General features: G+C 71.0%; 12 protein-coding genes. 9 read left to right on the top strand and 3 right to left on the bottom strand.

Features of this window, described 5'->3' with window-relative positions:
* Nucleotides 1-8 precede the first annotated feature (8 nt).
* On the top strand, nt 9-383 hold the full coding sequence (locus ACQPZA_RS30375; protein WP_433275530.1) for a F0F1 ATP synthase subunit epsilon: 375 nt from the start codon (nt 9-11) through the stop codon (nt 381-383).
* 20 nt (nt 384-403) lie between these two features.
* Nucleotides 404-850, top strand: coding sequence for a DUF2550 domain-containing protein (locus ACQPZA_RS30370; protein ID WP_433275529.1), 447 nt, complete (start codon nt 404-406; stop codon nt 848-850).
* A gap of 3 nt (nt 851-853) precedes the next feature.
* Here the strand turns inward: ACQPZA_RS30370 and ACQPZA_RS30365 are convergent, their stop codons facing one another.
* Both ACQPZA_RS30365 and ACQPZA_RS30360 read right to left on the bottom strand, forming a co-directional pair.
* Nucleotides 854-1,435, bottom strand: a complete 582-nt coding sequence (locus ACQPZA_RS30365; protein ID WP_433275528.1) for a cob(I)yrinic acid a,c-diamide adenosyltransferase — start codon at nt 1,433-1,435, stop codon at nt 854-856.
* A 49-nt stretch (nt 1,436-1,484) separates the two neighbouring features.
* Nucleotides 1,485-2,225 (bottom strand): SDR family NAD(P)-dependent oxidoreductase, encoded by a 741-nt coding sequence (locus ACQPZA_RS30360; RefSeq protein WP_433275527.1) that lies wholly within the window; start codon nt 2,223-2,225, stop codon nt 1,485-1,487.
* A gap of 98 nt (nt 2,226-2,323) precedes the next feature.
* Between ACQPZA_RS30360 and ACQPZA_RS30355 the strand changes: the two genes are divergently transcribed.
* The 4 genes from ACQPZA_RS30355 (at nt 2,324) to ACQPZA_RS30340 (ending at nt 5,948) form a co-directional block, all read left to right on the top strand.
* On the top strand, nt 2,324-2,935 hold the full coding sequence (locus tag ACQPZA_RS30355) for a TetR/AcrR family transcriptional regulator (protein WP_433275526.1): 612 nt from the start codon (nt 2,324-2,326) through the stop codon (nt 2,933-2,935).
* 31 nt (nt 2,936-2,966) lie between these two features.
* Nucleotides 2,967-4,235 (top strand): UDP-N-acetylglucosamine 1-carboxyvinyltransferase, encoded by a 1,269-nt coding sequence (gene murA / locus ACQPZA_RS30350; RefSeq protein ID WP_169398755.1) that lies wholly within the window; start codon nt 2,967-2,969, stop codon nt 4,233-4,235.
* Nucleotides 4,236-4,326: 91 nt separating this feature from the next.
* Nucleotides 4,327-5,019 (top strand): DedA family protein, encoded by a 693-nt coding sequence (locus ACQPZA_RS30345; RefSeq protein ID WP_433275525.1) that lies wholly within the window; start codon nt 4,327-4,329, stop codon nt 5,017-5,019.
* Nucleotides 5,020-5,126: 107 nt separating this feature from the next.
* A complete protein-coding gene (locus tag ACQPZA_RS30340; RefSeq protein WP_433275524.1) occupies nt 5,127-5,948 on the top strand; it encodes a DUF1206 domain-containing protein in 822 nt (273 codons plus the stop codon).
* Nucleotides 5,949-6,130: 182 nt separating this feature from the next.
* Here the strand turns inward: ACQPZA_RS30340 and ACQPZA_RS30335 are convergent, their stop codons facing one another.
* Nucleotides 6,131-6,457, bottom strand: a complete 327-nt coding sequence (locus tag ACQPZA_RS30335) for a hypothetical protein (protein ID WP_433275523.1) — start codon at nt 6,455-6,457, stop codon at nt 6,131-6,133.
* A gap of 165 nt (nt 6,458-6,622) precedes the next feature.
* Here ACQPZA_RS30335 and ACQPZA_RS30330 point away from each other — a divergent pair, with 165 nt between their 5' ends.
* The 3 genes from ACQPZA_RS30330 to ACQPZA_RS30320 all read left to right on the top strand — a co-directional run bounded on the left by ACQPZA_RS30330 (nt 6,623) and on the right by ACQPZA_RS30320 (nt 11,610).
* A complete protein-coding gene (locus tag ACQPZA_RS30330; protein WP_433275522.1) occupies nt 6,623-8,620 on the top strand; it encodes a protein meaA in 1,998 nt (665 codons plus the stop codon).
* Between the two features lie 195 nt (nt 8,621-8,815).
* Nucleotides 8,816-9,811, top strand: coding sequence for an ABC transporter permease (locus ACQPZA_RS30325; RefSeq protein WP_433275521.1), 996 nt, complete (start codon nt 8,816-8,818; stop codon nt 9,809-9,811).
* 56 nt (nt 9,812-9,867) lie between these two features.
* The gene (locus ACQPZA_RS30320) at nt 9,868-11,610 is read left to right on the top strand and encodes an ABC transporter substrate-binding protein (RefSeq protein ID WP_433275520.1); all 1,743 of its coding nucleotides are present in this window, start codon (nt 9,868-9,870) and stop codon (nt 11,608-11,610) included.
* The last annotated feature ends 64 nt before the right edge of the window (nt 11,611-11,674 follow it).

The raw sequence follows: 11,674 nt of genomic DNA, 5'->3' as shown, positions 1-11,674 counted from the left end.
TGGCGGACATGACGGTAGAGCTGGTCGCGGTCGAGCGGCGGATCTGGTCGGGTCAGGCCAGTTTCGTGCTCGCCCGCACCACCGTCGGCGAGATCGGGGTGCTGCCGGGGCACGAGCCCACGCTCGCGCAGCTGGAGGAGGCAGGCGTCGTGCGCATCGACGGCACCGACGGCACCTCCACCACGCTCGCGGTGCACGGCGGCTTCCTCTCGATCACACCGGACAACGTCACGGTGCTGGCCGAGTTCGCCGAGAAGGCCGAGGAGATCGACGTGTCCCGGGCCCGCGCCGCACTGGATCGGGCCGACACGTCCGAGCCGGATGGTGCAGCTGCCGCTGCCCGCGCCAACGCGCGGCTGAAAGCCGCCGGCGCGGCCGAGTAGCTGGGGCCGCGTTGGGAGCAATGGCGCTGGTCGTCGGAATCCTGCTCCTGATCGCCTGTCTCGGCCTGGGATACCTGGCCTTTCGGCGAGTACGACTCATGCGGGGCGGTGGCGTGGACGTTTTTCTGCGCCGCCGCCCCGCTGTCGACTCCCAGAAGAAGGACGACTCCGCCGGATGGCACTTCGGTGTCGGGCGCTACCGGGGCAACGAGCTCGCGTGGTTCCGCCTGACGTCCTTCCGGCTGGGGCCCACCGCCGTCGTCGACCGGACGCAGCTCGAGATCATCGACCGGCGCAGCCCGTCCGGCGGCGAGATCTACCTCCTGCCGCCCACAGCCTCGGTGCTGCGCTGCCGGGTGCAGGGGGAGGACCTCGAGATCGCCATGGGGCCGGGGGTGCTCACCGGGTTCCTGTCGTGGCTGGAGGCGACGCCACCCGGGCGCACCGGTTACCGCCAGGCCTCCTGACGCTCAGCGCTGCGCCTGCGGGCCGCCCGGCTGCCAGAGCACGTCACCGGTGGGGTTGGCGACCCGGCCGAGGATGAACAGCAGGTCCGACAGCCGGTTGAGGTACTTCGCCGTGAGCGGGTTGGTGCGCTCGGCGTCTGCCTCGAGCAGGGCCCAGACCGATCGTTCGGCCCGGCGCGTGACGGTGCGCGCGACGTGCAGGTATGCCGCGCCGGGAGTGCCACCCGGGAGCACGAACGAGTCGAGCTTCGCCAGCCCCTCGTTGAACTCGTCGCACCAGCCCTCCAGCCGCGTGACGTAGTCCTCGGTGACGCGCAGCGGCGGGTACTCCGGATTCTCGACGATCGGCGTGCACAGGTCCGCACCCACGTCGAAGAGGTCGTTCTGCACCTGACGCAGCGGCACCAGCAGCTCGGCGGCGAGCTCGCCGACCGTGACCGCCACGCCGAGCGCGGCGTTGCACTCGTCGGTGTCGGCGTACGCGGCGAGTCGGACGTCGGTCTTGGGGACGCGGCTGAAGTCGCCGAGAGCGGTGGTGCCGTCGTCCCCGGTCCTGGTGTAGATCCTGGTCAGGTGCACGGCCATGGGGCCAGCCTATGCGGCCCAGCCTGTCTGGCGCCGTGGCCGGGCGCCGTCAGGCGTTCGCCCCGGAGTCGACGAGCAGGGCCGCGCCGGTGATCGTGCGCCCGTCCTCGCCCGCCAGGTGGGACACGGTGGCGGCGACGTCGTCGGCGGACTGGAACCGGCCGAGCGCCGTGACGGCGCGCTGGGCGTCGGCTCCGGGCGCTCCGGCCGGGTTCATGTCGGTGTCGGTGGAACCGGGATGGACGACGTTGACGGTGATGCCGCGCGGGCCGAGCTCGCGGGCCAGCCCGCGGGTGAGCCCGGTGAGTGCCGACTTCGTCATCGCGTAGAGCGTGATGCCCGGCTGGCCCACGTGCTCGGCGAGGTTGCTGCCGATGCTGATGATGCGTCCGCCCGGACCGAGGTGCGGTGACGCGGCCTGCGCGGCCACGAACGCGGACCGCACGTGCACGGCGATGGTGTGGTCGAGCTCGTCGGCGTCGACCTTCTCGAACGGACCGAACGGGAAGACCCCCGCATTGTTGACGAGGATGTCGAGGCGCCCGAGCCGTTCGACGGTGTGGTCGACGGCGGCCGTGACGGCGGCGGAGTCGGCGCTGTCGGCCCGCACCGCGAGACCGCGCCTGCCGAGTGCCTCGATGTCCCGCACCACTGCGGTCGCGCGCTCCTGTGCCGTGAGGTAGGTGAGGGCGACGTCGGCGCCGTCGCGGGCGAGCCGCAGTGCGATCGCGGCCCCGATGCCGCGGCTGCCGCCGGTCACGAGGGCCACCCGGCCGGTGAGGTCGGTCATTGAAGAGTCCATTCTGTAGTGGTCGCTCAAGAAGTCTGGAGCATGGTCGCCACTCGGGTCAAGGGGTATATTTAGGGAGCACTACAGAAAGGGTGGCGATGACGGAGCGAGGACGGCCGCGCGGTTTCGACCGCGCCGAGGCGCTCCGCCTGGCGATGGAGACGTTCTGGGAGCACGGCTACGAGGGCACGTCCATCGGTGACCTGACCACGGTGCTGGGCATCCGCCCGCCCAGCCTGTACGCGGCGTTCGGCAGCAAGGAGGCACTGTTCCGGGAGGCCGTGGCGCTCTACGAGGAGCGGGAGGGCGAGCCGACGCTGCGCGCCATGTGCGACGCGCCGACGGCGGTGGCGGGCATCGAGGCGCTCCTGCGCGCCAACGTGGTGGCCTACACCGACCCGGAGAAACCGAGCGGCTGCATGATCGTGCTGGCCGCCACCACGTACACGCCCAGCACCGCCGGGATCCGTGACTTCCTCGCCGAGCAACGGCGGGCCTCCACCGCGGAGGTGCGCGACCGGTTGGCCAGGGGACAGGCCGACGGGGACGTGCCGCCTGGCGCCGACATCGACGCGTTGGCAGCGTTTGTCAGCTCCGTCCAGTTCGGGATGTCCCTCCAGGCCCGCGACGGCGCGACCCGCCAGGAGCTGTCCACCGTGGTGGACCAGGCAATGGTGGCGCTCGATCGGTCGGCGCGGCCAACCGCGTAGTCCCCGGCCCCAGGGGATAGCGTCGATGCTCGTGGCAGAGCATTTCGCGGTAAACGGTGGCGCCCGGCTCGTCGGCGCCGTCGACGTGGTGGGGGCGAAGAACAGCGTCCTGAAGTTGATGGCAGCAGCGTTGCTGGCCGAGGGGACGACGAGGATCCGGAACTGTCCGGAGATCCTCGACGTCCCGCTCATGGCGGATGTGCTGCGCAGTCTCGGTTGCACCGTCACCATCGACCACGACACCGTCACGATCGACGTTCCGGCGGAGCCCGGCGCCCAGGCCGACTACCGGTCGGTGTCGAAGCTGCGCGCGTCGGTCTGCGTGCTCGGGCCGCTGGTGGCCCGGTGCCGCCGTGCGATCGTGCCCCTGCCCGGCGGTGACGCCATCGGCTCCCGCCCGCTCGACATGCACCAGGCCGGGCTGCGCAAGCTCGGTGCCACCACCGAGATCGAGCACGGCCGGGTGGTCGCCCACGCCGAGGAGCTGCGCGGGGCGCAGATCTGGCTCGACTTCCCCAGCGTCGGCGCCACGGAGAACATCCTGATGGCAGCCGTGCTGGCAGACGGCACCACGGTGATCGACAACGCCGCCCGCGAGCCGGAGATCGTCGACCTCTGCACGATGCTGCAGCAGATGGGCGCCAAGATCGACGGCGTCGGCACCTCCACGCTCACCGTGCACGGTGTCACCGGCCTGCAGCCCACCGAGCACCGCGTGATCGGTGACCGCATCGTCGGTGCCACCTGGGCGTTCGCCGCCGCGATGACCCGCGGGGAGGTGACCGTGCGCGGTGTCGACCCGCACCACATCGACCTGGTCCTCGACAAGCTGCGCACGGCCGGCGCCGACACGATGATCGGCCCCGACGAGTTCACCGTCCGGATGGACGGGCGCCCGCGGGCCGTGGACTTCGTGACGCTGCCCTTTCCCGGTTTCGCCACCGACCTGCAGCCCATGGCGATCGCGCTGTCCGCCGTCGCCGAAGGCACGTCGATGATCACGGAGAACGTGTTCGAGGCGCGGTTCCGGTTCGTCGACGAGATGGTCCGGCTCGGTGCCGACGCACGCACCGACGGCCACCACGCGGTCGTGCGGGGCGTCGAGCGGCTGTCCAGCGCGCCGGTCTGGGCCAGCGACATCCGGGCGGGCGCGGGACTCGTGCTCGCCGCGCTGTGCGCCGACGGGCAGACCGAGGTGTGGGACATCGAGCACATCGACCGCGGCTACCCGCGGTTCGTGGAGAACCTGCGGGACCTCGGCGCCGAGATCCAGCGCGTTGAGCGTGAACCCGACCGCTGAGCCGAACCCAGGGTGACCCGGGGGGCATCCCCACCTGTGTTCAGGGGTTGTCCGGATGGGCGTGGAGCGCCCGCCGGACCACTCTGGACCGGTGATCAGCGACTGGCTCGGCTCCTTCTTCGCGATGCTCGATGCTCTGCCCGCCTGGCAGCTCTACGCCGTCGTCGGCGTGCTGCTGGTGCTGGAGACCACCGTGCTGATCGGCCTCGTGACGCCGGGGGAGGTCGTCCTGCTCGCGGCGGCCACCACGGTGGGCAGCGCCGGTGAGTACGCGGCGCTGGCGGGCGTCGCCGCCGGCGCGAGCCTGGTCGGGCAGACCGGCGGCTACCTGATCGGGCGGCGGTTCGGCCCGCGGCTGCGGGTCAGCCGGGCCGGCCGGTGGATCGGCGAACCCAACTGGGCCCGCGCGGAGGCCGTGCTGCAGGGCGGCACCGGCCGGGCGATCGCGGGCTCCCGGTTCCTCGCCGTGGCGCACTCGCTGGTGCCCGTGCTGGCCGGGACGCTGCGGATGCCCGTGCGCCGGTTCGCCCGCTACACGGCCATGGGGGCCGTGCTCTGGGGCCTGGTCTACGTGGGACTCGGGAGCGCGGCGTCGGCGGCACTGCGGCAGGCCGCCCACCTCGTCGGCCCCACCGTCACGGGCGTCGCCGTCGCGGCGGTGGTCGTCGTCCTGGTCGTACGGGCCGTCCGGAAGCACCGTGCGGAGCAGGCCGCCCGGACGGCCGAGATGACGGTGCTCGGAGACGTCGAGCCGGGCGAGTACCCGGTGACCCGCTCCCGGTAGCTGCAGACCGCGGTTCGCCGCCGCCCATTCGGGGGACAGAGCAGCAGCGGCTGCGGCGCGGGAACCTCCGTGCGACGGTGCGCCCGAACGTACGGAGAGGATCAACGATGACGAGTGCCGCCGAGTCGGCCAACCGGTCCGCGAAGCAGGCTGCCGACAGCCAGCCGTTCAAGGTCGGCGTGAGGGTGGGGATCGGGGCCTACGGCGTCACCCACCTCCTGATCGCGTTGCTGGCCCTGCAGGTCGCGTTCGGCAACAGCGGTGAGCGCGCCGACCAGACCGGCGCGTTCCAGGACCTCGCGCAGCAGCCGTTCGGCCAGGTGCTGCTGTGGGTGCTCGTCATCGGGTTCGTCGCCGTGGCGCTGTGGCGGCTCTCGCAGGCGCTCTGGGGCTTCGGCTACGAGTCCGACAGCAAGAAGAAGCTCCGCAAGCGCGTGACGAGCGCGGGCAACGCCGTGGTCTTCGTGGTGCTGGCCGTGCTGGCGGGGAGGACCGCTGCGGGTGGCGGGGGCGGCGGGGGCGGCAAGCAGGGCGCCACCGCCGGAGTGCTCGGGCTGCCCGGCGGTCAGTTCATCGTCGGGGCGGTCGGGCTCGGGATACTGGTGGCCGGCATCGTCAAGATCGTCCAGGGCTACCAGAAGAAGTTCCTCGAGGACATGAGCACCCCGACCGACCGCCACGCGCGGCAGACCCTCGAACGCACCGGGCAGGTCGGCTCCGTCGCGAAGGGCATCACCATCGGGCTCATCGGGGTGCTCGTCGTGATCGCGGCCGTCCGGTTCCGCCCGGACGAGGCGTCCGGGCTCGACGTGGCGCTCAAGACGCTCGCCGCCCAGCCGTTCGGGCCCTACCTGCTGATCATCGTCGCCATCGGGCTGGCCGCCTACGGCGTGTTCTCCTTCTTCGACGCGCGCTACCACCGCGTCTGAGGCCGCAGCGGGCGACTCGCCCGCGGAAACGGGGCGACTCGCGGGGAGAAACGGGGCGACTCGCGGGACGGTCGGCGCGCGGCCCCCGCGAGTCGCCCGTTTCGGCCGCGCGAGTCGCCCGTTTCGGCCCCGCGAGTCGCCCGTTTCGCGTGCGCGAGTCGCCCGGTTCCCCGGCCGTACGGTCAGTCGAGGGCGCCTCTGCTCAGCACCACCCGGGCGTTGACGGCGTCCGAGTGGAAGACGAGCAGGCGGTAGACGCCGTCGGCGCGGCCGACCGTCGCGCGGATGCCGGCGTCGCCGAGGCGGGACCGCAGCACCAGGGCGGCCGCCTCCGTCGGCACCCGGGAGACCTCCTCGAGCAGGCCGTCGCCGGTGGGGTCGTCCGGGTCCGGGAGGTGCGGCGCGGGCTGGTTGCGGCCGGTGCCGAACGTCCAGCGCAGCGCCAGGAAGAGGACCGCACTCATCAACAGCGCGCCGATGAGGGCGACGGCCGGTGTCCCCTCGAGCATGCCGGACATTGTGCGCCACGGACGCCGCAACCGCGCCCCCACGAACACTGGATCGATCCCTCACCGTTGCCCGGTGTGACGCCGCGCCGTTCGCCCGCTCGGGAAAGCTACGCGCCAGTAGGCTGAGCCGGTCCGCCCGCCGGATCCACGACGCGGAGGTGTCCGGTGCCCTACCCGACCGACCGTCAGCGCGACCGTCCCTGGGTGATCAGGACCTACGCCGGGCACTCCTCGGCGGAGCGGTCCAACGAGCTCTTCCGGCGCAACCTCGCCAAGGGGCAGACCGGCCTGTCGGTGGCGTTCGACCTGCCGACCCAGACCGGCTACGACCCCGACGACGAGCTGGCGACGGGGGAGGTCGGCAAGGTCGGGGTGCCGGTGAGCCACATCGGCGACATGCGCGCGTTGTTCCACGGCATCCCGATGGCCGAGGCCAACACCTCGATGACGATCAACGCGCCCGCCATGTGGCTGCTCGCGCTCTACGTGGCGGTGGCCGACGAGCACGACGCCCCGCGGGCGACCCTGGCCGGGACCACGCAGAACGACATCGTGAAGGAGTACCTGTCGCGCGGGACGTACGTGTTCCCGCCCGCGCCGAGCATGCGCCTGATCACCGACATGATCGCCTGGTCGGTGGCCAACATCCCGAAGTGGAACCCGATCAACATCTGCAGCTACCACCTGCAGGAGGCCGGGGCCACGCCGCCACAGGAGCTCGCCTACGCGCTGTCCACGGCGATGGCGGTGCTGGACGCGGTGCGCGACTCCGGCCAGGTGCCGCCGGAGCGGTTCGGCGACGTGGTCGCGCGCATCTCCTTCTTCGTCAACGCGGGCCTGCGGTTCGTCGAGGAGATGTGCAAGATGCGGGCCCTCGGTCAGCTCTGGGACGACATCACGCGGGAGCGCTACGGCGTGCAGGACCCCAGGCAGCGGCGCCTGCGCTACGGCGTGCAGGTCAACTCGCTCGGGCTCACCGAGGCGCAGCCGGAGAACAACGTCCAGCGGATCGTGCTGGAGATGCTCGCGGTGACGCTCTCCCGCGACGCCCGCGCCCGCGCGATCCAGCTCCCGGCCTGGAACGAGGCACTGGGGCTGCCCCGGCCGTGGGACCAGCAGTGGGCACTGCGCATGCAGCAGGTGCTCGCCTACGAGACCGACCTGCTGGAGTACGAGGACCTGTTCGCCGGCAGCCGTGTGGTCGAGGCGAAGGTCGCCGAGCTCGTGGCCGACGCCCGCGCGGAGATCGAGCGGGTGCAGGAGATGGGGGGCGCGGTCGCCGCCGTGGAGTCCGGCTACATGAAGGGCCGGCTGGTGGGCTCGCTGGCCGAGCGGCGGCGCCGGATGGAGTCGGGCGAGGACGTCGTCGTCGGCGTGAACAGGTTCGACACCACCGAGCCCAGCCCGCTGCAGGCCGATGGCGCGGCCGCGATCGAGACGGTCGACCCGGCGACCGAGGCCGCGGCGGTCGAGGCGATCCGGGCCTGGCGTGCGTCCCGGGACGCGCCGGCCGTCGAGAGCGCGCTCGCCGCGCTGCGCGACGCGGCCAAGACCGACACCAACCTCATGGACGTCTCGATCACCTGCGCCAAGGCGGGTGTCACCACGGGGGAGTGGGCCGGGGTGCTGCGGGAGACGTTCGGCGAGTTCCGGGCCCCCACCGGGGTGTCCGCCGCGATCGCCTCCGGCGAGGCGGCCGGGGAGATCGGAGTGGTGCGCGAGCGCGTGCGGGCCACGGGGGAGGAGCTCGGCTCCCGGCTGCGCATGCTCGTGGGCAAGCCAGGGCTCGACGGCCACTCCAACGGCGCGGAGCAGGTGGCCGTGCGTGCGCGCGACGTCGGCTTCGAGGTGGTCTACCAGGGCATCCGGCTCACGCCCGCGCAGATCGTGGCAGCCGCCGTGCAGGAGGACGTGCACGTCGTCGGGTTGTCGGTGCTGTCCGGCTCGCACCTGCAGGTGGTGCCTGCCGTGGTGGAGGGGCTGCGGGCCGCCGGAGCCGACGACGTGCCGGTCGTGGTGGGCGGCATCATCCCGCCCGAGGACGCGGCGACGCTGCGGGAGAAGGGCGTGGCCGCGGTGTTCACGCCGAAGGACTATCGGCTCACCGCCATGATGAACGAGATCGTGACGCTGGTCCGAAAGGTGCACCAGCTCGGCGACTGAGGGCCTCTTGCGAGCCGGGCAAGGCAATTACGACAGATATGTCCGGTTTATCCACACTGGCTTACGAAATCGTTACCGTTCGTAGGCGTACCCACCGGTAGTTCACCCGATAGTGTTCGCGAACCCAGGTCGCCCGACCCCGAATCGGGAGCGATCTGGATAACGACGTGAAGGTGGACGCATGCCGGTGCGGCAATGACGGCCCCCAGCGACGTACCCGGCTCGGCGGTGCACGCCGAGCCCGAGGCCGTCACGGTGGGCATGGGAACGACGATCCAGGGACGGTCGCTCGGCGCGATCGCGTGGCGCCGCCTGCGCCGCGACAAGGTCGCGCTCGGCGGGGCGGCCGTGATCGTGCTGCTGGTCCTCGTGGCGATCTTCGCGCCGCTCATCGTGGCGCTGCTGGGGCACCCCCCGCTCGACTTCCACTACGAGAAGATCGACCCCGACCTGCAGGTGGCCAACGGCCCCTTCGGCGGGATCAGCCACGACTTCCTCTTCGGGGTCGAGCCGGTGAACGGGCGTGACATCTTCAGCCGGGTCGTCTACGGCTCCCGGATCTCGCTGCTCATCGCGTTCCTCGCCACTCTCCTCGCGGTGCTGATCGGGGCCGTGCTGGGTGTGGTGGCGGGCTACTTCGGCGGCTGGGTCGACACCCTGATCAGCCGCACGATGGACGTCTTCCTGGCGTTCCCGATCCTGCTGTTCGCCCTCGCGCTGGCCGGCATCATCCCGGACAAGGCCTTCGGCCTGGAGGGCGACGCGCTGCGCATCGCGCTCATCGTGGTGATCATCGGCTTCTCCAGCTGGCCCTACATCGGCCGCATCATCCGGGGCCAGACGCTGTCGCTGCGCGAGCGTGAGTTCGTCGACGCCGCCCGCAGCCTCGGCGCCCGCAGCCCCCGGATCCTGTTCACCGAGATGATGCCCAACCTGGTGGCGCCGATCCTGGTGTACGCCACGCTGCTGATCCCGACGAACATCCTGTTCGAAGCCGCACTGTCGTTCCTCGGGGTCGGTATCCGGCCCCCCACCCCGAGCTGGGGCGGAATGCTGTCGGACGCCACGCACTGGTTCCAGATCGCCCCGAACTTCATGCTCTTCCCCGGGCTCGCGATCTTCGTGACGGTCCTCGCCTTCAACCTGTTCGGCGACGGCCTCCGTGACGCGCTCGATCCGCGTTCGCGGTAATTGATCCCATTTCCCGGTACCACCGGGAGCTCCCCGATGAGAAGTAGGCGGAAAGCGTGAGAAGTAGGAGAGTGGCGGCGGCCGCGGTCATCGCGGTCTCGGCGCTGGCCCTGGCGGCCTGTGGAGGCGGTAGCTCGGGCGGGAGCTCGTCGAGTGGCGGCGGGAGCGACGCCGGCGGCGTCCACAACGTCTCGGACGTCACGGGCGGCACGATCCGGTACGCCAACTCGGGCGACTGGGACTCGCTGGACCCCGCCGACACGTACTACTCGTACTCGTGGAACTTCGCCCGGCTGTACAGCCGTGCACTGGTGATGTTCAAGTCGGCCCCGGGCAAGGACGGCGCCACCCTCGTGCCCGACCTGGCCGAGTCGCTCGGCAAGCCCAGCGACGACGCGAAGACGTGGACCTACACGCTGCGCCAGGGCGTGAAGTTCGAGGACGGCACGCCGGTCACCAGCAAGGACGTCAAGTACGCCGTCGAGCGGTCGCTGGACAAGACCACGTTCCCGAACGGGCCGACCTACTTCAACGACTTCCTGGACCTGCAGGGCTACACGAGCCCGTACGCGGACCCCGACCCGAACAAGCTGGGCCTCAAGGCGATCGACACCCCGGACGACCGGACGATCGTGTTCCACCTGAAGCAGCCGTTCAGCGGGTTCGACTACTTCGCGCAGATGCCGAGCACCGCGCCGGTTCCCGTCGCCAAGGACACCGGGTCGAAGTACAAGGAGCACGTGGTCTCCACGGGCCCCTACATGTTCGACACCAACGACCTCGGCAAGAGCTTCACGATGAAGCGCAACCCGAACTGGGACCAGGCGACCGACCCGAACCGCAAGCCGCTGCCCGACCGCATCGAGGTGGCGCTCAATGTGAACTCCGACGACATCGACAACCGGCTGCAGTCCGGTGACCTCGACGTCGCGATCGAAGGCACCGGCGTCGGCCCGGCCGCCCAGGGCAAGGTACTGGCCGACCAGACGCTCAAGGCGAACACCGACTCGGCCATCAGTGCGCGGCTCTGGTACACGTCGATCAACTCCGACGTCGCACCCCTGGACAACATCCACTGCCGCAAAGCGGTGGAGTACGCGGCCGACAAGACCGGTTACCAGCGCGCCTACGGCGGGGCGACCGGTGGCGAGATCGCGACCAACCTGCTGCCTCCGGTGATCCCCGGTGCCGAGAAGTTCGACACCTACCCGACCCCCGGCAACGCGGGTGACGCGGCGAAGGCCAAGGACGAGCTCGCCCAGTGCGGGCAGCCGAACGGCTTCACCACGGGCATCTCCTACCGCGCCGAGCGGCCGAAGGAGAAGGCCACGGCCGAGGCCCTGCAGCAGTCGCTGGCCAAGGTCGGCATCAACCTGGAGATCAAGCCCTACCCGCTCGGTGACTACGCCAAGCTCTACGCCGGCAAGCCGGACTTCGCGAAGGCCAACTCGCTCGGGCTGAACGTCTTCGGCTGGGCCGCCGACTGGCCCGACGGCTACGGGTTCCTCGCCCAGATGGTCGACAGCCGCGTGATCCGTGCCTCCGGGGGCAACACGAACTTCGGCGTCAAGGACCCCGAGGTCGACGCGATGCTCGACAAGGCGCTGGTCACAACGGACACCACGGCCCGGGAGAAGATCTGGGTCGACATCGACAAGAAGGTCATGGACGACGCCTACATCCTGCCGGGCATCTGGTCCAAGGGCCTGCTCTACCGGCCGCCGAACCTGACGAACGTGTTCATCACCGACGGTTACCAGATGTTCGACTACCTGGCGCTGGGCACCACCCGCAAGTAGGTGTTCCCCGCGGACCGACCTGGAGGTAGGTGAAGGCACGTGGTGGGCCGGTGGGCCGCACCCG

Source organism: Pseudonocardia xinjiangensis (genome assembly GCF_050948425.1).
GTDB classification, from domain to species: domain Bacteria; phylum Actinomycetota; class Actinomycetes; order Mycobacteriales; family Pseudonocardiaceae; genus Pseudonocardia; species Pseudonocardia xinjiangensis.
Note: the sequence above shows the minus strand (reverse complement) of the source record. Positions and strands in the feature narration are given on the sequence as shown.